Source organism: Ornithinimicrobium cerasi (genome assembly GCF_003702705.1).
Taxonomy (GTDB): domain Bacteria; phylum Actinomycetota; class Actinomycetes; order Actinomycetales; family Dermatophilaceae; genus Ornithinicoccus; species Ornithinicoccus cerasi.
In genome coordinates this window covers 14,582-36,142 of the sequence record NZ_QZMN01000015.1, presented here as the reverse complement: position 1 = coordinate 36,142, position 21,561 = coordinate 14,582, and the positions used below count along the sequence as shown (strand labels likewise).

24 protein-coding genes are annotated in these 21,561 nt (G+C 71.2%); 9 read left to right on the top strand and 15 right to left on the bottom strand.

What is annotated here, in order from left to right; translation table 11 throughout:
• Positions 1-9 precede the first annotated feature (9 nt).
• Positions 10-786, top strand: a complete 777-nt coding sequence (locus D4B81_RS15710; RefSeq protein ID WP_122263638.1) for a methylenetetrahydrofolate reductase — start codon at positions 10-12, stop codon at positions 784-786.
• A 54-nt stretch (positions 787-840) separates the two neighbouring features.
• Here D4B81_RS15710 and D4B81_RS15705 read toward each other — a convergent pair whose 3' ends face one another.
• Together D4B81_RS15705 and D4B81_RS15700 are read right to left on the bottom strand one after the other, a co-directional pair.
• Positions 841-1,272, bottom strand: coding sequence for an SRPBCC family protein (locus D4B81_RS15705; RefSeq protein ID WP_122263637.1), 432 nt, complete (start codon positions 1,270-1,272; stop codon positions 841-843).
• A 37-nt stretch (positions 1,273-1,309) separates the two neighbouring features.
• Positions 1,310-3,922: a DEAD/DEAH box helicase gene (locus D4B81_RS15700; protein ID WP_122263636.1), complete on the bottom strand. Its 2,613-nt coding sequence runs from the start codon at positions 3,920-3,922 to the stop codon at positions 1,310-1,312.
• A gap of 105 nt (positions 3,923-4,027) precedes the next feature.
• Between D4B81_RS15700 and D4B81_RS15695 the strand changes: the two genes are divergently transcribed.
• Positions 4,028-4,441 (top strand): aromatic ring-opening dioxygenase LigA, encoded by a 414-nt coding sequence (locus D4B81_RS15695; protein ID WP_237566049.1) that lies wholly within the window; start codon positions 4,028-4,030, stop codon positions 4,439-4,441.
• A 63-nt stretch (positions 4,442-4,504) separates the two neighbouring features.
• Positions 4,505-4,909, top strand: coding sequence for a hypothetical protein (locus tag D4B81_RS15690; protein WP_122263634.1), 405 nt, complete (start codon positions 4,505-4,507; stop codon positions 4,907-4,909).
• Here D4B81_RS15690 and D4B81_RS15685 read toward each other — a convergent pair.
• The 5 genes from D4B81_RS15685 to D4B81_RS15665 all read right to left on the bottom strand — a co-directional run bounded on the left by D4B81_RS15685 (position 4,893) and on the right by D4B81_RS15665 (position 8,938).
• Positions 4,893-5,264: a DUF3349 domain-containing protein gene (locus D4B81_RS15685; protein ID WP_237566048.1), complete on the bottom strand. Its 372-nt coding sequence runs from the start codon at positions 5,262-5,264 to the stop codon at positions 4,893-4,895. The genes D4B81_RS15690 and D4B81_RS15685 overlap by 17 nt on opposite strands.
• Positions 5,261-5,563, bottom strand: coding sequence for a hypothetical protein (locus D4B81_RS15680; RefSeq protein ID WP_122263633.1), 303 nt, complete (start codon positions 5,561-5,563; stop codon positions 5,261-5,263). The genes D4B81_RS15685 and D4B81_RS15680 overlap by 4 nt, the downstream gene beginning before the upstream one ends.
• Positions 5,560-6,801 (bottom strand): inorganic phosphate transporter, encoded by a 1,242-nt coding sequence (locus D4B81_RS15675; protein ID WP_122263632.1) that lies wholly within the window; start codon positions 6,799-6,801, stop codon positions 5,560-5,562. The genes D4B81_RS15680 and D4B81_RS15675 overlap by 4 nt, the downstream gene beginning before the upstream one ends.
• A gap of 104 nt (positions 6,802-6,905) precedes the next feature.
• Positions 6,906-7,430 carry a cysteine hydrolase family protein gene (locus tag D4B81_RS15670; protein ID WP_122263631.1) on the bottom strand — a complete coding sequence of 175 codons (525 nt, stop codon included), beginning with the start codon at positions 7,428-7,430 and terminating at the stop codon, positions 6,906-6,908.
• A complete protein-coding gene (locus tag D4B81_RS15665) occupies positions 7,427-8,938 on the bottom strand; it encodes a purine-cytosine permease family protein (RefSeq protein ID WP_122263630.1) in 1,512 nt (503 codons plus the stop codon). Before D4B81_RS15665 ends, D4B81_RS15670 begins: the two co-directional genes overlap by 4 nt.
• A gap of 86 nt (positions 8,939-9,024) precedes the next feature.
• Here D4B81_RS15665 and D4B81_RS15660 point away from each other — a divergent pair, with 86 nt between their 5' ends.
• Positions 9,025-10,245 (top strand): endonuclease/exonuclease/phosphatase family protein, encoded by a 1,221-nt coding sequence (locus D4B81_RS15660; RefSeq protein ID WP_122263629.1) that lies wholly within the window; start codon positions 9,025-9,027, stop codon positions 10,243-10,245.
• 64 nt (positions 10,246-10,309) lie between these two features.
• Here D4B81_RS15660 and D4B81_RS15655 read toward each other — a convergent pair whose 3' ends face one another.
• Positions 10,310-11,932 (bottom strand): SLC13 family permease, encoded by a 1,623-nt coding sequence (locus D4B81_RS15655; RefSeq protein ID WP_122263628.1) that lies wholly within the window; start codon positions 11,930-11,932, stop codon positions 10,310-10,312.
• A 96-nt stretch (positions 11,933-12,028) separates the two neighbouring features.
• Here D4B81_RS15655 and D4B81_RS15650 point away from each other — a divergent pair, with 96 nt between their 5' ends.
• From D4B81_RS15650 to D4B81_RS15635, 4 genes are all read left to right on the top strand, one after another.
• The gene (locus tag D4B81_RS15650) at positions 12,029-12,613 is read left to right on the top strand and encodes a cell wall-active antibiotics response protein (RefSeq protein WP_161965213.1); all 585 of its coding nucleotides are present in this window, start codon (positions 12,029-12,031) and stop codon (positions 12,611-12,613) included.
• A 171-nt stretch (positions 12,614-12,784) separates the two neighbouring features.
• Entirely contained in the window at positions 12,785-14,386 is a 1,602-nt protein-coding gene (locus D4B81_RS15645) for a peptide chain release factor 3 (protein ID WP_122263626.1), read from the top strand.
• The gene (locus D4B81_RS15640) at positions 14,383-14,829 is read left to right on the top strand and encodes a helix-turn-helix domain-containing protein (RefSeq protein ID WP_122263625.1); all 447 of its coding nucleotides are present in this window, start codon (positions 14,383-14,385) and stop codon (positions 14,827-14,829) included. Before D4B81_RS15645 ends, D4B81_RS15640 begins: the two co-directional genes overlap by 4 nt.
• A complete protein-coding gene (locus D4B81_RS15635; RefSeq protein WP_122263624.1) occupies positions 14,826-15,578 on the top strand; it encodes a polyamine aminopropyltransferase in 753 nt (250 codons plus the stop codon). The genes D4B81_RS15640 and D4B81_RS15635 overlap by 4 nt, the downstream gene beginning before the upstream one ends.
• Here the strand turns inward: D4B81_RS15635 and D4B81_RS15630 are convergent.
• Genes D4B81_RS15630 through D4B81_RS15620 form a run of 4 tightly spaced genes read right to left on the bottom strand, consistent with a single transcriptional unit; the run spans position 15,518 to position 17,473 of the window.
• Positions 15,518-15,766 carry a helix-turn-helix domain-containing protein gene (locus D4B81_RS15630; RefSeq protein WP_122263623.1) on the bottom strand — a complete coding sequence of 83 codons (249 nt, stop codon included), beginning with the start codon at positions 15,764-15,766 and terminating at the stop codon, positions 15,518-15,520. The genes D4B81_RS15635 and D4B81_RS15630 overlap by 61 nt on opposite strands.
• Positions 15,766-16,368, bottom strand: a complete 603-nt coding sequence (locus tag D4B81_RS15625; protein WP_161965212.1) for a DUF2975 domain-containing protein — start codon at positions 16,366-16,368, stop codon at positions 15,766-15,768. The genes D4B81_RS15630 and D4B81_RS15625 overlap by 1 nt, the downstream gene beginning before the upstream one ends.
• Before the next feature lie 38 nt (positions 16,369-16,406).
• Complete coding sequence (locus D4B81_RS18970) at positions 16,407-16,694, bottom strand: hypothetical protein (protein WP_237566047.1); 288 nt, start codon at positions 16,692-16,694, stop codon at positions 16,407-16,409.
• Between the two features lie 26 nt (positions 16,695-16,720).
• The gene (locus tag D4B81_RS15620; RefSeq protein WP_237566046.1) at positions 16,721-17,473 is read right to left on the bottom strand and encodes a DUF4037 domain-containing protein; all 753 of its coding nucleotides are present in this window, start codon (positions 17,471-17,473) and stop codon (positions 16,721-16,723) included.
• Between the two features lie 121 nt (positions 17,474-17,594).
• Here D4B81_RS15620 and D4B81_RS15615 point away from each other — a divergent pair, with 121 nt between their 5' ends.
• A complete protein-coding gene (locus tag D4B81_RS15615; RefSeq protein WP_161965211.1) occupies positions 17,595-18,029 on the top strand; it encodes a DUF6653 family protein in 435 nt (144 codons plus the stop codon).
• 69 nt (positions 18,030-18,098) lie between these two features.
• Here D4B81_RS15615 and D4B81_RS15610 read toward each other — a convergent pair whose 3' ends face one another.
• From D4B81_RS15610 to D4B81_RS15600, 3 genes are read right to left on the bottom strand one after another with little or no spacing between them, the layout of a single operon-like run.
• Positions 18,099-19,115 (bottom strand): TIGR03842 family LLM class F420-dependent oxidoreductase, encoded by a 1,017-nt coding sequence (locus D4B81_RS15610; protein WP_122263620.1) that lies wholly within the window; start codon positions 19,113-19,115, stop codon positions 18,099-18,101.
• Between the two features lie 16 nt (positions 19,116-19,131).
• Positions 19,132-20,553 (bottom strand): dihydropyrimidinase, encoded by a 1,422-nt coding sequence (gene hydA / locus D4B81_RS15605; RefSeq protein WP_122263619.1) that lies wholly within the window; start codon positions 20,551-20,553, stop codon positions 19,132-19,134.
• A gap of 25 nt (positions 20,554-20,578) precedes the next feature.
• Complete coding sequence (locus D4B81_RS15600; RefSeq protein WP_122263618.1) at positions 20,579-21,427, bottom strand: nitrilase-related carbon-nitrogen hydrolase; 849 nt, start codon at positions 21,425-21,427, stop codon at positions 20,579-20,581.
• Between the last annotated feature and the right edge of the window lie 134 nt (positions 21,428-21,561).

The following is a 21,561-nucleotide window of genomic DNA, read 5'->3' as shown; positions in this document are numbered from 1 at the left end:
TGGGCCGCAATGACCGGCCCCCAGACCCGTATCTCCGTCGAGCTCGTCCCGCGCAGCGCCGAGTCGCTGGCCGCCGAGGTGGGCGACATCGCATCCCGCCTGCCGTGGGTGAGCACCATCAACGTGCCCGACCTGCTGAAGTTCGAGCTCCGCAGCTGGGACGCGTGCGGGGTGCTGCGCGCCCTTCCCGCGCGACCCGACGGCAGGGCCTATCCGGCGATCCCGCACGTGCGGGCTGCGGACGTCGACCCCGACGCCCCGCTCCCGATGGCCGAGGCCATCGTGGAGCACGGTGTCGAGGAGGTGCTCGTGGTCTCCGGGGACGACGCCGACTACTTCACCCACCACACCTACCCGGTGGACGCCGTCGACGTGATCCGTCGGTTCCGCGCCGAGCTGCCGCACGTCAAGGTGTATGCCGGTCTCGACCCCTACCGCAACGGGATCGCCGCCGAGATGCGCTACCTGGAGCGCAAGCTCTCCGCGGGCGCGGCCGGTGTCTTCACCCAGCCCTTCTTCGACACCTCCTACCTGCGGGCGTGGTCGGCGCTGCTCCCGGAGGACCTCGAGGTGTGGTGGGGGGCGACGACGGTGACCACGCCGGCGTCGGTCGGCTACTGGAGGCGGCGCAACATGGTCGCCTTCCCGAGGGACTTCGAGCTGACGCTGCAGTGGCAGCGCGACCTGGCACGCCGGGTGATCGACGTCGCCCAGGAGCACGGCCAGCACGTCTACCTCATGCCGGTGCGGACCTCGGTCCTCGACTACCTCGACGGGGTGCTCTGACCCTGCGGCCACGTGACACAGGCTCACGGGGTGATCCAGGGTCACGTCCCCCGGTCAGAGCCGCTCGTCGGCCGCGGAGTGCACCCGGGCGAGGTTGCCGAGCACGAACTCCCAGCCCTGGCGGTAGCTGTCCGGCCCGGGGGCGGACGTCCGGTGGCGCACCGTGACCAGGGTCCCCTCCCCCTCGGTCCCGAGGCGCACCAGCACCCGGTCCTCGACACCCTCGCCGTCCCACCGCCACGTCAGCTCGAAGGTTCCAGGGGGGTCGGCCGCCACGACCTCGCCCTCGACGCCGGCCCTGCCGACAGCGCTGCGCGCCAGGTAGCCCCCGCCGGGGCGGAGGTCGACCTCGTAGACGGTGTCCGGCCACTGCGGCCACCACCACCGTGCCCAGCCCGCGGCGGAGGCCCACGACCGCCAGACCACGTCCACGGGTGCCGGGACGTGCTGGCTCACGACGATCCCGGGTCCGTCGGTGCCGGTCATGGCGTGTCCTCTCGCGGGTGTCCGACCACCCTAGGGCTCAGAGGCGCCGCATCGCCGTCGCCAGCAGCACCGGCTCGCCGACGAGGTCGCTGGCGTCGAGGTCGCACTCCGCCTCGATCACCCAGTCGAGGTGCCCGGCGGGGTCGGTGAGGGTCTGGACCACACGCCATACCCGCCCCGGGCGGCCGTCGGTGATCGCCGAGCGCTCCCCCGGCAACGGCTCCACCGCGAGCCGCAGGGGGCCGCGCGCGTCGGCGTCGAGGACCACCGAGCCGTGCTCGTCGTAGTAGCCCTCGATCGCCTCGTCCCAGTCCTGCCGGGACATCAGCGGCTCGAGGGCCGCCTCGGGCAGGGCCGCGACCTGTGCCTCCAGCTCGCCCAGCGCCTCCCAGGCGTCGTCGGCGACGAGCTCGACGCGTCGCCAGGCGGCGTTGCGGACCATCACCCGGAACGCGCGCTCGTTGCTCGTGATCGGCCGCGTCGGCACGGCCGCCTCCCCGGCGGCCTCGCGGGCTAGCGCCGCCGCGACGAGGTCGGGGTCGGTCAGCGCCTCCCACTCCTCCAGCAGCGAGGAGTCGGTCTGGCGGATCGTCTCGCCGAGCCAGTGCACGACGTCCTCGAGCTGCTCGGTGAGCGCCGACGCAGGGAGCGTCTGGCGCAGCGTGCGGTAGCAGTCGGTGAGGTAGCGCAGCAGCACCCCCTCCGAGCGTGCGAGCTGGTAGAACCCGACGAACTCGGTGAAGCTCATCGCGCGTTCCCACATGTCGCGCACGACCGACTTCGGGGAGAGGGCGTCCTCGCGCACCCACGGCTGCGTCTGCCGGTAGATCGCCAGCGTGCCCTCGAGCAGCTCGGCGTGCGGGCGCGGCCAGGTGACGTCGTCCAGCAGCGCCATCCGCTCGTCGTACTCGATCCCGTCCGCCTTCATCCGGGCCACCGCCTCGCCCTTGGCACGGTAGCGCTGCGCCACCAGCACCGGCATCGGGTCGTCGAGCACCGCCTCCACGACGGACACGACGTCGAGGGCGTAGGCCGGGTCCTCCCGGTCGAACAGGTCCAGGGCCGCCAGGGCGAAGGGGGCCAGCGGCTGATTGAGCGCGAAGTTCTCCGCCACGCCGGGGGCCAGGTCCACGGTGCGGCCTCCCGGACCCGGCGGGTCCGCCCGCACGAGGATGCCGCTGTCGAGCATCGAGCGGCCCAGCGCGATCGCCTTGCGCTGCAGACGGGCCTGCGCGCGGGGCTCCTCGTGGTTGTCCCGGAGAAGCCGGGCCAGGTTGGTGACGGGGTCGCCGGCCCGGGCGACGGTGTTGAGGATGATCGAGTGGTCGACGCGCATCCGGGACACCAGCGGCTCCGGCGGTGCGGAGACGAGCTTGGCGTAGGTCTCCTCGGTCCAGCTGATGAAACCCTCCGGGGGCTTCCTGCGCTGCACCTTACGCAGCTTCTTCGGATCGTCCCCGGCCTTCTCCACCGCCTTGAAGTTGTCGATGGCGTGCTCGGGGGCCTGCACGGCGACATACCCCTCGGTGTCGTAGCCCGCCCGCCCGGCACGCCCCGCGATCTGGTGGAACTCGCGGGCCCGCAGGATCCGGGAGCGCGTCCCGTCGTACTTGGCCAGCCCGGTGAACAGCACCGTGCGGATCGGCACGTTGATGCCGACGCCGAGGGTGTCGGTGCCGCAGATGACCTTGAGCAGCCCGTCCTGGGCCAGCTGCTCGACGAGCCGGCGGTAGCGCGGCAACATCCCGGCGTGGTGCACGCCCACGCCGTGGCGCACCAGCTTGGACAGGGTCCGCCCGAAGCCGGCCGTGAACCGGAAGGCGCCGATCTTCTCGCGGACCGCCTCCTTCTCCTCCTTGCTCAGCAGCGGGGTCGACAGCAGCGCCTGCGCGCGTTCCAGCGCCTCCTTCTGGGTGAAGTGGACGACGTAGGCGGGCGCCCGCCGCTCCAGGAGCAGGTCGGCGACGGTCTCCGTGATGTGCGTCATCACCAGGCTGTCGGCGAAGTGCAGCGGGACCGGGCGCTCGGTGCCGGTGACCGAGGCCGTCTCCCGGCCGGTGCGTGCGGAGAGGTCCTCCGTGATGCCGGAGATGTCCCCGAGCGTGGCCGACATGAGCAGGAACTGCGCCTGGGGCAGCACGAGGAGCGGCACCTGCCAGGCCCAGCCGCGGTCGGGCTCGGCGTAGTAGTGGAACTCGTCCATGACGACCATGCCGACGTCGGCCCCGGCTCCCTCTCGCAGCGCGATGTTGGCCAGGATCTCCGCGGTGCACACGACGATCGGGGCGTCCGCGTTGACGGCGGCGTCACCGGTGAGCATCCCGACGTTCTCGGCTCCGAAGGTGCGGCAGAGGTCGAAGAACTTCTCGCTCACCAGCGCCTTGATCGGGGCGGTGTAGAACGCCACCCGGTCGGCGGCGAGCGCCGCGAACAGGGCGGCCGTCGCGACCTGCGACTTGCCGCTGCCGGTCGGCGTGGCGAGCACGACGTTGCTGCCGTCGAGGAGGTGGAGGAAGGCGTCCTCCTGGTGCGGGTACAGCGGCCGTCCCTGCTCCTGCGCCCAGGTCGCGAACACCTCGTAGAGGGCGTCGGGGTCGCTCGCGGCCGCCCCCGGGGGGACGAGGTCGGTCAGGGTGGGTTCGGAGGGCATTGGCACCATTGTCCGGCATGTCGGACGGCATTACTCCTATTGTGTGTAGTATTGACGCGTCAACCACCGCCAGAAAGGCACACAGACATGCGCACCAGCCGCGCCATGGGTACCATCCTCATCGTCCTCGGACTCATCTTCGTCATTGCTGGCGGAGCCACCTACGTCCTGGTCAGCCAGGAGCTGAGCCGGGCCAACGTCACGGTCGCCGACGACGCCGCCTTCCTGCAGGGTGACACGGTCGACGGCCCGTTCTCCGCCTACTCCCAGGCCCAGATCATCGACAAGCACGCCCTGGAGTCCACCGGCGGCAAGACCTACGCCGAGCTGGACCGCGAGGACCCCCTGCGCCAGGTCGCGATGTCGGCCTCGTTCCTGCGCGCCTCGCTCTTCACCTCGGTCGTCGCCTTCGGCGTCGCCGCGATGGCGATGGGTGTCGGGGTCGCCATGATCCTCGGAGGGATCGGCCTGCGCGCCCGCCCGGACGACGCCCGGGACCGGGTCGCCGCCCGCGCCTGACCTCCCCAGCACGCCACGAGGGGCCGGCCTGCTCGCAGGCCGGCCCCTCGTCATACTGGGTCGATGCTGTCCACGGAGCTCGCCCGACGCCTGCTCGACGCCGGACTGAACTGGTCGCCCCTGCCGGGCGACCGTTTCGTCGTCGACCGCCCTGCCCTCGGGGAGGAGGTCTTCTACCTGGCCGACATGACGGTCGAGGTGCACACCTTCGTCGGCGGGTCGGTCATCGGCTTCAACGGGGTGACCGAGTGGGCGCTGGACTCCGTGAACCTGGAGGAGACCCTGTGGCTACCCCGGGAGGACCAGCTCCGCGCGGTGCTCGGGCACGACTTCGTGGGCCTGGGGATGCAGGGCCGGGAGTATGCCGTGGTCGCCCTGATCGAGGGCGCGCCGCAGACGTTCGTCCACCCCGACGCCGAGGAGGCCTACGGGCTGGCGCTGCTCGCGGTGCTCAGGGGTCGGGGCTGAGGCCTCGGCCCGCCTCGTCCTGCTCGCCCTCCGCCTCGTCCTCGTCCTCGTCCTCGTCCGGGTAGCCGGTACTCGCGAGCACCTCGCTGACGCGGGCGACGTCCTCCTCGTGCGGGTCGAGAAGCGAGTGCTCACGGATCAGCTCACGCACGCGCTCCGACGTCAGGCCCAGGTCGCGCTGCGCGGCCAGCTCCTCGGCGATGGCCTGGATCTCGGCCTCGCCGAGCCGACGGCGCAGCACCCCGAGCAGGGCGACGTAGTCCCCGGTCGGGACCCCGTCCGGGTAGCCCGCGCGCAGCCAGCTCACGACCCGGGAGATGACCCCCGGCCGACGCTCCGGCTCCGCCACGCTCACCCCTCCCTCCTGATGGTCGGGACCAGGCCGTCCATCACCAGCTCCATGCCGACGCCGCCGCTGACGATCACCGCGAGGCCGAGGAGCACGCCGATCCCCGCGACCGCGAAGCAGAGGTAGGCCAGCAACCGGCCCAGGGGCTGCGGTTCCGCGTGGGACACCTCGGCGTCCCCGCCCTCGGCCCAGGCGAGGGCCCGGATGCCCAGGGCGAAGATCGCGGGCAGGCCTGCGCCGAGCAGCAGCCCGACGAGGAGGACCTGGGCGGCGCCCTGCAGGGCGTGGCCGAGCAGCCCGTTCACCACTCCACCTCCGTGGTCGACCGGGCGGGTGCCGTCGTGCCCCCGTCGGGTGACGCGGCCCCGTCCCAGTCCTCGTTGACGTTGTGCCTGTTGACCGGTCGCTGCCGCGAGCGGCGCCACATCCACCAGCAGGCGGCGACGAGCAGGGCCGTCATCACGGCGGCGGCCACGGCCCCGCCACCGGCCAGCCTCCCGATCCACCAGGTCAGGGCTCCGGCGAGACCGGCCATCGGCAGGGTGATCAGCCAGGCCACGAGCATCCGGCCGGCGACGCCCCACCGCACCTCGGCGCGGCGGCCGACCCCGGAGCCGAGGATCGACCCGGTGGCCACGTGCGTCGTGGAGATGGCGAAGCCGAGGTGGCTCGCGGTGAGGATGACGGCGGCCGAGGACGACTCGGCGGCCATCCCCTGCGGCGAGGAGATCTCCACCAGCCCCTTCCCGAGGGTGCGGATGATGCGCCAGCCGCCCAGGTAGGTGCCCACGGCGATCGCGAGCGCGCAGGAGGCCTTGACCCAGAACGGCACGCTCCCGGTGTCGGTCCACTGCCCGGACGCGATGAGCGCGAGGGTGATGATGCCCATGGTCTTCTGCGCGTCGTTGGTCCCGTGGGCCAGGGACACCAGGGACGCGGACCCGATCTGGCCCCAGCGGAAGCCGTTCTCCCGGTAGCGCCCGGCGACCCCCTGGGTGATGCGGTAGACCAGCCAGGTACCGACGGCCGCGACCGCCACCGCGATGACGGGCGACATCAGGGCCGGGAGCACGACCTTGCCGATGACCCCGTCCAGCCTGCTCCCGTCGCCCACCCACTTCACCCCGCCCCAGCCCAGCGAGGCGACGGTGGCGCCGATCAACCCGCCGAACAGCGCGTGGGAGGAGGAGGACGGCAGGCCGAGGAGCCAGGTCAGGACGTTCCAGAGGATGGCGCCGACCAGGCCGGCGAGCAGCACGACCAGCAGTGCGAGCCCACCGTCCCCGAGCAGTTCCGGCCGTGGTGCGCCGTCGGCGTCCTGGATGTTGATCACCGAGTTGGTCACGGTCAGCGCGACCTCGACGGACAGGAACGCCCCGACGAGGTTGAGCACCGCGGACAGCGCGACCGCCCCGCGGGGCGCGAGCGCACCGGTGGCGATGGAGGTCGCCATCGCGTTCGCCGTGTCGTGGAAGCCGTTGGTGAAGTCGAAGGCCAGGGCCACGACGACCACCAGCACGAGGACGGTCAGCTCGGCGCTCACGAGCGACCATTGTGCACCCGTTCACCCGGCGTTCACGCGCCGGTCGTGCTCGGGACGCCCGAGCGGCGATCCCGGCGGCCTCCGTCCGACGGGCGGACCGCCCGTCAGCGCACGAGGATCTGCGGCGCGTAGAGGCGCATAGCCTCGAGGGCCCGCTCGTGGGCCTCGTCGCTGCTGCCCGCGCACGCGTCGGCGACGACCTCCACCAGGCAGCCGGCGTCCGCCGCGGCCAGCGCCGTCGACAGGACGCAGCAGTCGGTGGCGACCCCCGCGAGCACGAGGTGGGCGTCGTGACCGACGACCCCGCGCAGCTGCGGCCCCCACTTGCCGAAGGTCGGCTCGGTGACCGTGTGGGGCAGGTGCAGGCCCTCGATCTCCTCGACCAGCTCGAAGAGGGGGTCGTGCGGCTCACGGTCGGCGAAGGGGAACTGCTCGAAGTAGGGGACCCAGGACCCGTGCTTGACGTGGGGAGGGACCCACCGGGTCTGGACCACCCGATCGCCGTGCTGGGCGACGAGGCGGTGGATCGGCTCGACCGTCCCCGCGAACCGCGGGGCGCACCACGGGGACGCGGGGTCGGCGAAGACGCGCTGCGCGTCGACCACCACGAGCCAGGGCTCAGCGGTCACGACGTGACCACGCGGTCGGGGCGGGCGTCGGCCGCGGGCGTGAGGCCCTCCTCCTGCCGGCGCACGATCGAGCGGCCCAGGGCCAGCCAGCCGAGGAAGCCGATGGCCAGGGACACGAGCACGCCGGTGTTGGCCCACGCCCAGGTGCCCTCCCTGCCCCCGATCGGCCCGAGCAGGTAGCCCTGCCAGTTGTTCCACGGCGCAGCGTCGGCGAAGAGGTTGATGACCAGTCCCCAGCCGATGACGGAGGCGACCGCCATGATCCCGATCGCGACCCAGTTCCAGTCGCCGTACCGGCCGGTGCGGTCGAAGAGCGCCCGCTCGTCGTAGTCGCGGCGGCGCAGCGCGACGTCGGCCATGAGGATGCCCGCCCACGCCGCGATCGGCACGCCGAGGGTGATGAGGAAGCTCTGGAACGGCGCGAGGAAGCTCTGCGCGAAGAAGACGACCCAGATGGTGCCCAGGGTCAGGATGGTGCCGTCGATGAGGGCCGCGGTCGGGCGGGGGATCTTCACCCCCAGCGAGAGGAGGGTCAGCCCCGAGGAGTAGATGCCCAGCACCGCGCCGCTCACCAGCGCCAGGACCGCGGCGAGGAGGAAGGGCACCAGGAACCAGAGGGGCAGGATCGTCGCGAGGGTGCCGATCGGGTCGTTGACGATGCCCTCCTCCAGCGCCGGGTCGGAGCCGATGAGGAGCAGTCCGTAGATGACGAGCAGGGTCGGCGCCAGCGCGCCGCCGAGGGTGTTCCAGAACGCGATCGAGGCGCCCGGGGCGTCCCGGCGCTGGTAGCGCGACCAGTCGGCGGCGATGTTGATCCAGCCCAGGCCGAAGCCTGTCATCAGCAGGACGAGCGCCCCGATGACGGCCTCCAGCGGCCCGGCCTCCCGTGCCATCACGGCGCCCAGGTCGACCCGGTCCAGCGTCATCGCCACGTAGGCGATCGTCACCGCACCGGTGACCCAGGTCAGCACCGACTGCATCCGCATGATCGTGTGGTAGCCGGCGACGGAGGCGAGCACGATGAGCCCGGCGATCACCGCGCAGGCCAGCACCTTGGTCGTCGTCCCGTCGCTCCAGCCGAGCTGGCGGAACACCGTCGCCGTGGCCAGCACCGCCATGATCGCCAGGAAGGTCTCCCAGCCCATGGAGATGAGCCAGGAGAAGACCCCCGGCACCTTCTGCCCGTTCACCCCGAAGGCTGCCCGCGAGAGGACCATCGTGGGGGCCGACCCCCGCTTGCCGGCGATCGCGATGATCCCGCAGGCGAGGAAGGACAGCACGATCCCGACGACGGTGACGACCAGCGCCTGCACGAAGCTGATGCCGAAGCCGTAGACGAAGCTGGAGTAGCTGATCCCGAAGACCGACACGTTGGCGGCGAACCACGGCCAGAACAGGTCCGACGGCTTCGCGGTGCGCTGGCCCTCGTCGATCACCTCGATGCCGGTGGTCTCGACCAGACGCCGCTCGGACTCGCTGAGCCGCGTCGTCGCGGTCCTCTCGCTCATAGGACGAACTCTCCCACACCGCTCGTCCACCAGCGCTTCACCGCACCCGGGTGCGGCGTTCGCCATACCCCTCTAGGTTGCCGGGTATGACGTCTCTGACCCGCCGCGCCGTCGTCGCCTCCACCACCCTCACCCTCGCGCTCGCCGGAGCCGCCCTGGTCCCGGCGCAGGCCGCGCCCGGACCTACCGGGCCGCCGGACCACGACCTGCGCGTGGCGACCTTCAACGCCTCCCTCAACCGCAACGCGGACGGCGAGCTCGCCGCCGACCTGTCGACCCCCGACAACCTGCAGGCGCGCAACGTCGCCGAGACCATCCAGCGCACCCGTCCCGACGTGGTGCTCATCAACGAGTTCGACTACGCACCGGGCAACGAGGACCTGTTCCGCGACAACTACCTGGCCGTCGGCCAGAACGGCGCCGACCCGGTCGACTACCCCTACGCCTACATCGCGCCGTCCAACACCGGCGTCCCCAGCGGGTTCGACCTCAACAACAACGGCGTGATCGCCGGGCCGGACGACGCCTGGGGCTTCGGCTTCTTCCCTGGCCAGTACGGCATGGTCGTCTACTCCCGCTACCCGATCGACATGGACGCGGTCCGCACCTTCCAGCACTTCCGCTGGGCGGACATGCCGGGCAACGTGCTGCCGGAAGGGTGGTACTCCCCCGCCGAGCTGGCCGAGCTGCCGCTGTCGAGCAAGTCGCACTGGGACGTGCCGGTCGACGTCGGCGGCAAGGTCGTCCACGTGCTCGCCGCCCACCCCACGCCGCCGACCTTCGACGGCCCGGAGGACCGCAACGGCCGCCGCAACCACGACGAGATCCGCTTCTGGGCCGACTACGTCGGCTCGCCGCGGCAGTCGTCCTACATCTACGACGACGAGGGCGGCACGGGCGGTCTGAAGCCGGGCGAGCGGTTCGTCATCGTCGGCGACTACAACGCCGACCCCCTCGACGGGGACTCCCTCGACGGTGCCATCCACCAGCTGCTCGAGCACCCCCGGGTCAACACCTCGATGACCCCGGCGAGCGCAGGCGCGGTGGAGCAGGCCGCCCTCCAGGGCGGTGCCAACCTGACCCACCGCGGCGACCCCGCCTTCGACACGGCCGACTTCGCCGACGGGGCGCCCGGCAACCTGCGGGTCGACTACGTGCTGCCCAGCACCTCGTTGCGCATCCTCGACGCCGGCGTGTTCTGGCCGACCTCGGACGACCCGCTGTTCCGGCTGGTGGGCACCTTCCCGTTCCCGACCAGCGACCACCGGCTGGTCTGGGTGGACGTGCGCCTGCCGCACCGCCCCTGAGTCCTGTGTATGCCGTGGGGCCGGGTCGCTCGTGCGCGGACCCGGCCCCACGGCATACCCGAGGTCAGTAGACGATGCCGAAGACCCCCACGGCCAGGGTCATGACGGTCACCGTGATCAGCACGATGCCGACGAGGTTGAGCCACAGCCCGCCCCGCATCATCTGCGGGATGGTCACGTAGCCGGAGCCGTACGCGATCGCGTTGGGCGGGGTCGCCACCGGCAGCATGAACGCGCAGGTGGCCGCCAGCGCCACCGGGATGGCCAGCAGCATGGGGTCCACGTCGAGCCCGCCGGCGATCCCGCCCGCGACCGGCAGGAAGGTCGCGGCGGTCGCCGTGTTGGAGGTGAGCTCGGTGAGGAAGATGATCGCCGCGGTGAAGACGACGACGAGGAGCACCACGGGCAGACCGCCGAGCCCGGAGGCCTGCTCGCCGATCCAGGCGGTCAGGCCGGAGTCGCCGAACTGGCGCGACAGCGCGAGCCCTCCGCCGAAGAGCAGGAGCACGCCCCAGGGCAGCTGGACGGCGCTCTCCCAGTCGAGCAGCCGGACCCCGCGGTTGGCGCCCGCGGGCAGGAGGAAGAGCAGCAGTCCGACGGCCATCGCGATGCCGGCGTCGGAGATCGGCGGCTCGTCGAAGAGGAGCGGGACGGAGACCCAGGACAGCGCCGCGAGCACGAAGATCGCCAGCACCCGGATCTCGCCCTGGGACATCGGGCCGAGCTTGCCGATCTCCTCGGTCATCAGCTCGCGGCCGCCGGGGATCTTGTCGATCTCGGGCTTGAAGAGGACCTTGGTCAGGAGGAACCAGCAGATGACCAGGAAGACGATCGCCAGCGGAAGGCCGACGAGCATCCACTGGCCGAAGCCGATGGAGACGCCGTGCGCCTCGTCGAGGTAGCCCACCAGGAGGGTGTTGGGCGGCGTGCCGATGATCGTGGAGAGGGAGCCGATCGAGGCGGCGTAGGCGATGCCCAGCATCAGCGCGGTGCCGAAGTTGGACTTGATGACGGCCTCCTTGACCGCCTCGCTCTCCAGGTCCATCTCGCTCCCGTCACCGGGGGAGGCGGGCGCGTCCACGTCGTCGGAGAGGTTGGCGACGAGCATGAGCACCGAGACGCCGATGGGCAGCATCATCACCGCGGTCGCGGTGTTGCTGACCCACATCGACAGGAACCCGGTGGCCACCATGAAGCCGGCGACCACCATGGCGGGGTTGGTCCCCATGGCGCGGACGGTGACGAGGGCGATCCGGCGGTGCAGGTTCCAGCGCTGCATCGCCAGGGCCAGCAGGAAGCCGCCCATGAACAGGAAGATGATGTTGTTGCCGTAGGAGGCGCCGACGTCGTCGACGCTCACGTCCCGGCCCAGGACCGGGAACACGATGAGGGGCACGAGGGCGGTCGCCGGGATCGGCAGCGCCTCGGTCATCCACCAGACGCCCATGAGGACCGCGGTCGCCGCGGTCAGCTTGGCGGGGTGCTCGACGTCACCCATGAGGAGGTAGACGAGCGCTGCGCCGAGGAGGCCGGCCAGCAGCCCGCCCCACCGGATCTTGAGCGTGCGCGGGTCGAGCGCCGAGGCGCGCTCACCCGGTGACCGCTGCTCGACCTCCTCGCCGCGGTGCGGGTCGGGGCCGTAGTCCCGGAGGTGGTCTCCCGGAACCGGGCGGCTGCGCTCGCTCATGGTCGTGTCCCCTTCGTCGCGGATTCGGCTCGATCAACCTACCGCCGGTGACAGTCGTCACTGTCGGCCGGCGGCGGCGCGGCGTAGGTTGTGCCCATGACGGGGACACCGGACGAACGCCAGCCGCAGCAGCATCCAGCCCCTCCCCTGCCGGGCCCGGTCGAGGACGTCGACCGGCCGATGACCATCATCGGCGGACCGGCGGCCGAGGACACCCCGCCGTGGCGAGCCGCACCCGCCCAGCCCCCGGCATACCAGCACGGTGGCGGTCCCGCCGCGCACCTGCCGGCACGGACGGGCGACCCGGGCACCTCGCTGACCGGGTTCTTCAGCACCGTGCGGCGGACCGGACGGTGGGAGGTGCCGGCGGTGCTGTCCCTCGTGCAGGGCTTCTCCGAGGTCCGGCTCGACCTGCGCGAGGCGGTCGTCACCTCGCCCGTGGTCGAGCTGCGGATCTACGGCGGGTTCGCGGACTGCAAGATCATCGTCCCGCCCGGCGTGGACGTGGAGTGGGGAGGTGGGGCGTCCCTGTTCAGCGACGAGAAGTCCGACCCGCCAGGGGCGCGGGACCCCGCGATGTGGCGGCTCAAGGTCCTGCACTACGGCGCGTTCAGCGAGATCAGGGTGCGGACGCTGGCGGTCGGCGAGGTCGAGCCCAAGTGGTGGCGGAAGTTCACCTGATCAGACCCGCCCGGCGGGACGCGCATCCGCTCAGTGCCCCTCGCCGGGCGTGCCGCTGAGCTGGTCGGTGATGCGCGACGACGCTGACCGACCAACTCTGCCGCAACGTTAGACTGAGCAGATGTCCTCCTCCTCCAGCACCACCCGTCTGCCCGGCGCGCAGGGGGACACATGAGTGCGTCCTCCGCGGACGTGACGGCTGAGGCCTCCCGTCGGCGCAGCTTCGCGGTCATCTCCCACCCCGACGCGGGCAAGTCGACCCTGACCGAGGCGCTGGCCCTGCACGCCCGCGCCATCGCCCAGGCCGGGGCGGTGCACGGCAAGGGCTCACGCAGGGGTGTCGTCTCGGACTGGCTCGACATGGAGCAGGCCCGCGGCATCTCGATCACCTCGGCGGTGCTGCAGCTCACGGTTGACGACGTGGTCCTCAACCTGCTGGACACCCCCGGTCACGCCGACTTCTCCGAGGACACCTACCGGGTGCTCTCCGCCGTCGACTGCGCCGTCATGCTGCTGGACGCCGCCAAGGGGCTGGAGCCGCAGACCCTGAAGCTGTTCGAGGCGTGCCGGGTCCGCGGGACCCCGGTCATCACCGTCATCAACAAGTGGGACCGCCCGGGGCAGGAACCGCTGGCGCTGCTGGACGAGATCGAGAGCCGCCTCGGCATCCTCCCCACCCCGCTGAACTGGCCGGTCGGCATCGCCGGCGACTTCCGCGGCGTGCTCGACCCGGCCGCCGACACCATGACCCAGTTCACCCGCACCCCGGGCGGTGCGACCGTGGCCCGCCGTGAGGAGCTGGACGCCGCCGAGGCCGCCCGCCGGCACGGACGGGAGTGGCGCACCGCGGTGGAGGAGCTGGAGCTGCTGACCGCCTCCGGGCAGGTCCACGAGCAGGCCGAGTTCCTCGCCGCGCGCACCACACCGGTGCTGTTCACGGCCGCGGTCCTCAACTTCGGTGTCGCCGAGCTGCTGGCCGCGATCACCTCCCTGGCGCCGCCGCCGCAGGCCTGGCAGGACGTCCAGGGTCGGCCACGGCCGGTGGACGCACCCTTCTCCGGGTTCGTCTTCAAGGTGCAGACCGGGATGGACCCCTCGCACCGGGACCGGGTCGCGTTCATGCGGGTCTGCTCGGGGCGGTTCGAGCGCGGCATGATCCTCACCCACGGGGCGTCCGGGCGCCCGTTCCAGACCAAGTACGCCCAGTCCGTCTTCGGTCGCGAGCGGGAGACGATCGACCAGGCATACCCCGGTGACGTCGTCGGTCTCGTCAACGCCCACGCCCTGCACGTCGGCGACACCCTGCACGACGGCCCGGCCGTGCGCTACCCGCCGCTCCCCCGCTTCGCCCCCGAGCACTTCGCCGTCGTGCGCGCCCGCGACACCGGTCGGTCCAAGCAGTTCCGACGCGGGATCGACCTGCTCGACCAGGAGGGTGTCGTGCAGGTTCTGGTCTCCGACCGCCGCGGCGCGCAGGCACCCGTCCTCGCCGCCGTCGGGCCGATGCAGTTCGAGGTCGCCACGCACCGCCTCGAGCACGAGTTCGGCGCCCGGACCGTCCTGGAACCCCTGGGTTACGGGATCGCGCGCCGCACCACGGCCAGCGCCACCCCGGCCGTCGACGGCAAGCACGGGGCCGAGGTCCTGCGGCGCACCGACGGCACCCTCGTCGCCCTGTTCACCGACAGGTGGCGCATGGGCACCGTCGAGACCGAGCTGCCCGCCGGCAGCCTGCTGCCCATGTTCGACACCGGCGGTCGGGACGTCTCGTGACGGGAGGGACGGCCCTGGTCCACATCGGGGAGGTGGCCGAGCGCACCGGCCTGTCCCACCGCACCATCCGCTACTACGAGGAGATGGGGCTGGTCGAGCCTGCTGCGCGGACCGAGGGTGGCTTCCGGCTGTACGACGCGGCCGGGATCGAGCGGCTCCTCCTGGTCATGCCCATGAAGCCGCTGGGCTTCACCATCGAAGAGATCCGTGACCTGCTCGTGGCTCTGGACGTGCTGAGAGGACCGGAGGGCACCGAGGACGGCCGCGCGGCCGCTCGGGCCGTCGTCGACCGCACCCGCGCCACCGCCCAGGAGCGCGTCGCCGAGCTCAAGGCCGCCACCGTGCGCGCGGAGGCCTTCACCAGCCGGCTGGGGCAGCTGCGGCCCGACGCCGCACCGCTGCCGGTGCAGGCTCGGGACGGCCGGGCGGGGACGAGGACGTGAGCGCACGCTTCGAGGAGCTGGCCTGGGCTGCGACGCCCCTCGGGGAGGTGAGCCTGCGTCGGCGCCGGGAGCCGGTCACCGGGAGGGAGGTGCACGAGGTCAAGCTCGGCGAGGAGTTCCTCATGTCGAGCCTCTTCACGGTCGCCGAGGAGGAGCTGGCCCGGCTGGCGCTGGCCCGGCTCACCGGCACCGACCTCTCGGTGGTCGTCGGCGGCCTCGGCCTCGGCTACACGGCGCGAGCGGTGCTGGAGGACCCCCGGGTCCGGGACCTGGTCGTGGTCGACGCGCTCGAGCCGGTCATCGCCTGGCACCAGCAGCACCTGGTCCCCCTGGGTCAGGAGCTCACCACGGACGGGCGGTGCCGTCTGGTGCACGGCGACTTCTTCGCGATGGCGGCAGGCGGCGGCCTCGACCCCGACCACCCGGGCGCCCTCGCGGACGCGGTCGTCGTCGACATCGACCACTCCCCGCGACACCTGCTCGCCGACGGCAGCGCACCCTTCTACCGACTCTCCGGGACCGAGGCGCTCGCGAGGCTGATCCGGCCCGGGGGCGTCTACGCCCTGTGGTCCAACGACCCTCCGGACGAGAGCTACCTCGAGATCCTGAGGGCGGTGTTCACCGACGTCACCGCGGAGGTCGTCGAGTTCCCGAACCCTCTGCAGGACCGCACCTCCACCAACACGGTCTACCTGGGGACCGTGACGGACAGGGAGACCGGTTCGACGCTGAGCAGGTCCCCCACCTGACAACCCAGCACGTCGCAGATCGCCGTGAGGGTGGAGAAGCGGACGGCTCTCGCCCGGCCGTTCTTGAGCACCGAGATGTTCACCGGGGTGACCCCGACGGCCTCCGCGAGTGCGGTGACCGTCATCCCCCGGGCCGCCAGCAGGTCGTCGAGGTGGCACACGACGCGGTGGTCGTCCTCCGGCGGCATCAGACCAGCCCCTCCACGTCGTCCTGGAGGCGGTTCCCGGCGGCGAACGCCTGGGCGACGGCCGCCACGAGCAGCCCCGCGACCAGCCACCCGGGGGTGAACGAGAGCATGAAGCCCACGCCTCCCGCGGCGTCGATGATCAGGCCTCTCGCCAGGCTGTAGACCGCCTCGGAGACCGGCGGCACGAGCATGAGCAGGAGCGCGACGACCCGCAGCCGCCGGACGTTCGCCGAGGCGAAGGGAGCACCCGCACCGAGGTCGTGGAGGAACCGGCTGAGCAGCACCCCTCCCCAGACCGCCGCCACGACCGCCAGGACGGCTGACAGCATCAGCAGGGTGAAGTGACCCGCGCCGACGTCGCCCACCAGGACGACGGCCTCGGCGGGGCCACCGACGACCTCGCCGACACCGGCGTCCTGAGGTCCGAGATCCACGGGCACACCGGTGAGGGTGACCTGGCGGCGCAGTGCCCAGTCGAGGGCGACGAAGAGGGGGTATGCCGCCGCCCCGCCGACCACGAACCAGAGCACGACGGTGGTGGCGAGCCGGTCGAGACGGTCGAAGCGGAGCCGGTCACGCTGGCCTCGGGAGGTGGTGGTCATGGGACGCCCCTTCGTTCGTGGGAGGCACCCTGCCATCCCTATCGTTCTTCGATGGTATCGACTTTCGATAGGTCCCGCAACTGGCCTGCATCCTGCTCGTCGAAGAGGCGCCGCAGCAGGGGACGGTTCCTCGGTGGCCAGTACAGCTCGCGGAACTGGTCGACGGGTCCGACCGGCCATCTCTGCGCGATGCTCAGGACCGCTGGGTCATGGATCAAGGGGTGGAGCAGTCCCGGGATGTCGGCCCAGGCGACCCTGAAGGGTCGGTCCCACAGCTGCACGACCTCAGGTGCCACGGGAGCGGTGAGGCCGAGCGCGTTGTGCATCAGGACCAGCCTCTCGTAGACCGTCGTCAGGGCAGCTTCGCGGTCCTGCCAGGACTCCGCGCGCCCGACGTCCCGCAGGACCGGGGTGAGCTCCGGGCCGCACCCCAGGCGCGAGAAGGCCGTCCCGAACCACGTCGAGTACGGGCCGTACCGCCGTTCCATGAGGAAGGCCAGCCGCATGAGGTCCCCGACCAGACGAGCCCGATGAGCGAGGAGCCGCGCTCGTCGCCTGCGGACCCCGCCCTGCCGACCAGGTTCATCTCGGGGTGGACGCGCCACCAACCGGCGATCAGCAGGTACAGCCAGACGTCGTGGGGGTAGGAGGACAGACGGTCCCGCGCAGCCTGCAGGCCCACCTCGTCGTGGAAGACGACTCCCGAGGTGAGCATGCGCAGCCCGCTCTCCGGCAGTGTCGGCCAGTCGGGTGGCTCGATCTCCAGAGTGATGTCCAGCTCCAGCTCCTGCCGGATGTAGCTGCGGACGGTGTGGACCTCGCAGGCGGTCGGGTGACCGGCGAAGGTCGCGGGAAGGTTCTGCTGCAGCACCTCCCGGACCGCTGCGCCGTGGCGCGCCTCGCCCTCCTCGGCCAGGAAGACCAGGGCCCGGGGTTTCCAGTCGTGGTCGGTCGACATCGCGTCATCGAAGCCGAGCACCTCCGACCCCCGGCCGAGCAACGCCGCCGAGTGCGGCAGGTCCGGGAACCACGTGCTCAGGAGGGGCCGCACGACCTCCGCGTACAACCGCCGGCTCAGCTCGGCTCCCGGAACGAACGTCGACATGGCCCTCCGCCTTCTCCAGGCCACCAGTGTGGACCCTGCGGCCAGCCCGGTGGCCCTGCTGACCGCCGGCGACCCGCTCCTTGCTCTGTCGCCGACGGCATGGCGGTGTCAGGCTGGACGCGTGGCTACCGGGCAGAGCTCCTACACCCTCCTCTTCCGACGACACGCTCATCCGTTCAGCGCCTGGTCGAGGCTCCTGAGCGCACCTCTGCTCCTGGTGCCCCTGTGGAACCGGCGCTGGGGGTTGTACGTGCCCATCGGGGTGTGGTTCGCGGTCAACCCGGTGATGACACCACCGGCCCGAGACGTGTCGTCCTTCGCGACGCGGGCGATCCTGGGTGAGGAGTCCTGGACACGGGACCCCACGTCCGAGCCCTTGACCCTGGCCCTGTCGAGCCTGGCGAGCGCATCCCTCGTGGGCGCCATGGTCGCCAGCCATCAGCACAGGAAGACCGCGGCGGTCGCCGGCACGGGGGTCTTCATGGCTCTCACCCTGTGCCAGTGGAAGCTGTGGGCCGACCGTTTCACGCGCGGGACCGGTCGGTCGACCACCTGAGACTGTCCCCGCTCCTCACCGCCGTGCCCGCGCCGACCACCAGGGTGGCGGGGTATGCCACCCGGGCGGTCACCCCGTGGCCGAGACGGGGTCGGTGAGCGCGGGGATCACCGTCTCGCCGTAGACGCGGAGCGTCTCCTCCTTGTTGTCGTGCTGGAGGTAGCCGGCGAACTGGTCGACGCCGAGCTCGGCGAGCTGCTGGAGCTTGTCGATGTGCTGAGCGGCCGTGCCGAGCACGCAGAAGCGGTCCACGATCTCGTCGGGAACGAAGTCGGCGTGGGTGTTGCCCGCTCTGCCGTGCTGGTTGTAGTCGTATCCCTCCCGGCCGCGGATGTAGTCGGTCAGGGCCTGCGGCACGGCGCCGTCGGAGCCGTACTTCGCGACGATGTCGGCCACGTGGTTGCCGACCATGCCCCCGAACCAGCGGCACTGGTCGCGCATGTGCTCCCAGTCCTCCCCGACGTACATCGGTGCCGCGACGCAGAACTTCACCGACAGCGGGTCCCGCCCTGCAGCCTCCGCGGCCTCCCGCACCGTCCTGATCATCCACTCGGCGATGTCGAGATCGGCCAGCTGCAGGATGAAGCCGTCCCCGACCTCGCCGGCCAGCTTCAGGGCCATGGGACCGTAGGCCGCCACCCAGACCTCGAGCTGGGAGCCCCGGCTCCACGGGAACCGGATGTTCGAGCCGTTGTAGTCGACAGACCTGGAGTTGCCGAGCTCCCGGATGACGTGGATCGACTCTCGCAGCTCGGTGAGCGTCGTGGGCTTGCCGTTCGTGAGACGCACGGCGCTGTCACCGCGGCCGATGCCACAGACGGTCCGGTTGCCGAACATCTCGTTGAGCGTCGCGAAGACCGAGGCCGTGACCGTCCAGTCGCGGGTCGCGGGGTTGGTGACGAACGGCCCGACCTTGATGCGCTGGGTCTGCGCCAGGATCTGGCTGTAGATGACGTACGGCTCCTGCCACAGGACGTGCGAGTCGAACGTCCAGACGTGGCTGAAACCTTGCACCTCCGCGAGCTTCGCGAGCTGGATGGTGCGCGACGCCGGGGGGTTGGTCTGCAGGACCGCTCCGAACTCCATCCGGGTTCCGCTCTCTCTAGACGAGGTACTGGCTGAGGTCACGCCGCAGGAACCGGCCGTCACCCTTGGCGCCGAGGTAGGAGTTCCCGTCGACGATGATCTTGCCCCGCGAGAGCACGGTGTCGACGTGGCCGTCGATCTCGAAGCCCTCCCAGGCGGAGTGGTCCATGTTCATATGGTGCGTCGCGTCATAGCCGATCGAGGTGTGCCCGGCGGGGTCGTAGACGACGATGTCGGCGTCCGCGCCGGGCTGGATGACACCTTTGGTGCCGTACAGCCCGAACATCCGCGCCGGCGTGGTGCTGGTCAGCTCGACCCAACGCTCCAGGGTGATGTGACCCGCGACGACGCCCTGGTACATGAGGTCCATCCGGTGCTCGACTGAGCCGATCCCGTTCGGGATCTTGCGGAAGTCGCCCAGCCCGAGCTCCTTCTGGTCCTTCATGCAGAAGGGGCAGTGGTCGGTGGCGACGGTCTGCAGGTCGTTGGTGCGCAGGGCCTGCCACATGGCGTCCTGGTGCCCCTCCGCCCGGGAGCGCAACGGCGTCGAGCAGACCCATTTGGCGCCCTCGAAGCCGGGGGAACCGAGCTGCTCCTCCAGGGAGAGGTATAGGTACTGCGGGCAGGTCTCGCCGAAGACGTTCTGGCCCTGGTCGCGGGCCCAGGCGACCTGGGCGACGGCCTGCTTGGCCGACATGTGCACGACGTAGAGCGGGGCGCCGGTGAGCCTGGCGAGCATGATCGCCCTGTGGGTGGCCTCCTCCTCCATCTCCCAGGCCCGGGCGATGCCGTGGAAGTAGGGGTCGGTCTTGCCCTCATCGACCAGCTGCTGGGCCAGGACGTCGATGGCCGGGCCGTTCTCGGCGTGCATCATCGTCAGCATCCCGGTCTCCCGGGAGACCTGCATGGCCTGCAGGATCTGCGCGTCGTCGGAGTAGAAGACCCCCGGGTAGGCCATGAACATCTTGAAGCTCGTGACGCCCTCGTCGGGCAGGCCGCGCATGGCGATCAGGGACTCCGGCGTCACGTCGCCGACGATCTGGTGAAACCCGTAGTCGATCGCGCAGTTGCCGGCGGCCTTCTCGTGCCACGCGGCCAGGCCGTCCTGGATGCGCTGGCCGTAGGTCTGCACGGCGTAGTCGATGATGGTCGTCGTTCCGCCCCAGGCTGCCGCGCGGGTGCCCGTCTCGAAGGTGTCCGAGGCCTCGGTGCCGCCGAAGGGAAGCTGCATGTGGGTGTGCCCGTCGATGCCCCCGGGGATGACGTACTTGCCGGTCGCGTCGATGACGCGGTCGACGGAGGCGGCGACGTCCGCACCGAGCAGCGGGCTGCCGGGCTGCAGCAGCGCCCGCACGGTCTCACCGTCGACGAGCACGTCGGCCGCGGCCCGCCCGGTGGCGCTCACGACGGTACCGCCGGAGATCAGTGTGGTGGCCATGGGGTGCCCTCTCGACGGAACGGGTCTACGGCTTGGGGATCAGGGTGTACGACTCAGGGCGGCGGTCGCGGTAGAACTGCCAGGCGTTGCGCACCTGACGGATCATGTCCAGGTCCAGGTCGCGAACCACCACCTCCTCGTGATCGCCCGAGCCGTAGTCCCCGACGAGGTTGCCCTGGGGGTCGCAGAACTGGCTCATGCCGTAGAAGGTCACCGCGAGGTCGCCGTACTCGTTGTCCTCCCGACCGACCCGGTTGGGGGCGGCGACGAAGTACCCGTTGGCCGCCGCAGCCGCAGGCTGCTCGATCTCCCAGAGTCGGTTGGAGAGGCCGGGCTTGGTCGCGTTGGGGTTGAACACGATCTGCGCCCCGCCCAGACCGAGCTCGCGCCAGCCCTCGGGGAAGTGCCGGTCGTAGCAGATGTAGACACCGATGGGCCCGACGGCGGTCTGGAACACGGGGTAACCCAGGTTGCCAGGGCGGAAGTAGAACTTCTCCCAGAACTTGTCGAGGTTCGGGATGTGGTGCTTGCGGTAGCACCCGAGGACGGCGCCGTCGGCGTCCACCACCACGGCGGTGTTGTAGTAGACGCCTGGCTGCTCCTCCTCGTAGATCGGCAGGATCATCACCATGCCGAGCTCGCGCGCGAGCGCTGCGAAGCGCTGCACGATGGGACCGTCGGCCGCCTCTGCGAGGTCGTAGTACTTCACGTCCTCGGTGATGCCGAAGTACGGGCCGTAGAACAGCTCCTGGAAGCATATGACCTGGGCACCCTGGGCTGCGGCGTCCCGGGCGAACTGCTCGTGCTTGTCGAGCATCGACTCCTTGTCACCCGTCCAGCTCGTCTGGGTGATCGCCGCGCGTACCGTCGTCATGCTGCCTCATCAGTCGGTCCGAGGAGGGCTAACGGCCGCTCCGCCTGGGTGGCCCATCCTGTCCCGGTCCGGCCGCCGGCGCAATGGGCACCGACGAAGCGGCCTCGCCGGCAGGGTCTCTCGTCTCCCGGGCT

What these genes read in the sequence shown, in the direction of transcription:
- D4B81_RS15650 (WP_161965213.1), top strand. Translation starts at nt 12,029, where the DNA reads ATGACGGGGACACCGGACGAACGCCAGCCGCAGCAGCATCCAGCCCCT.
- D4B81_RS15700 (WP_122263636.1), bottom strand. Translation starts at nt 3,922, where the DNA reads ATGCCCTCCGAACCCACCCTGACCGACCTCGTCCCCCCGGGGGCGGCC.
- D4B81_RS15695 (WP_237566049.1), top strand. Translation starts at nt 4,028, where the DNA reads ATGGGTACCATCCTCATCGTCCTCGGACTCATCTTCGTCATTGCTGGC.
- hydA (WP_122263619.1), bottom strand. Translation starts at nt 20,553, where the DNA reads ATGGCCACCACACTGATCTCCGGCGGTACCGTCGTGAGCGCCACCGGG.
- D4B81_RS15620 (WP_237566046.1), bottom strand. Translation starts at nt 17,473, where the DNA reads ATGTCGACGTTCGTTCCGGGAGCCGAGCTGAGCCGGCGGTTGTACGCG.
- D4B81_RS15630 (WP_122263623.1), bottom strand. Translation starts at nt 15,766, where the DNA reads ATGCCGCCGGAGGACGACCACCGCGTCGTGTGCCACCTCGACGACCTG.
- D4B81_RS15660 (WP_122263629.1), top strand. Translation starts at nt 9,025, where the DNA reads ATGACGTCTCTGACCCGCCGCGCCGTCGTCGCCTCCACCACCCTCACC.
- D4B81_RS15645 (WP_122263626.1), top strand. Translation starts at nt 12,785, where the DNA reads ATGAGTGCGTCCTCCGCGGACGTGACGGCTGAGGCCTCCCGTCGGCGC.
- D4B81_RS15705 (WP_122263637.1), bottom strand. Translation starts at nt 1,272, where the DNA reads ATGACCGGCACCGACGGACCCGGGATCGTCGTGAGCCAGCACGTCCCG.
- D4B81_RS15600 (WP_122263618.1), bottom strand. Translation starts at nt 21,427, where the DNA reads ATGACGACGGTACGCGCGGCGATCACCCAGACGAGCTGGACGGGTGAC.
- D4B81_RS15710 (WP_122263638.1), top strand. Translation starts at nt 10, where the DNA reads ATGACCGGCCCCCAGACCCGTATCTCCGTCGAGCTCGTCCCGCGCAGC.
- D4B81_RS15655 (WP_122263628.1), bottom strand. Translation starts at nt 11,932, where the DNA reads ATGAGCGAGCGCAGCCGCCCGGTTCCGGGAGACCACCTCCGGGACTAC.
- D4B81_RS15690 (WP_122263634.1), top strand. Translation starts at nt 4,505, where the DNA reads ATGCTGTCCACGGAGCTCGCCCGACGCCTGCTCGACGCCGGACTGAAC.
- D4B81_RS15625 (WP_161965212.1), bottom strand. Translation starts at nt 16,368, where the DNA reads ATGACCACCACCTCCCGAGGCCAGCGTGACCGGCTCCGCTTCGACCGT.
- D4B81_RS15610 (WP_122263620.1), bottom strand. Translation starts at nt 19,115, where the DNA reads ATGGAGTTCGGAGCGGTCCTGCAGACCAACCCCCCGGCGTCGCGCACC.
- D4B81_RS15665 (WP_122263630.1), bottom strand. Translation starts at nt 8,938, where the DNA reads ATGAGCGAGAGGACCGCGACGACGCGGCTCAGCGAGTCCGAGCGGCGT.
- D4B81_RS18970 (WP_237566047.1), bottom strand. Translation starts at nt 16,694, where the DNA reads ATGCACAACGCGCTCGGCCTCACCGCTCCCGTGGCACCTGAGGTCGTG.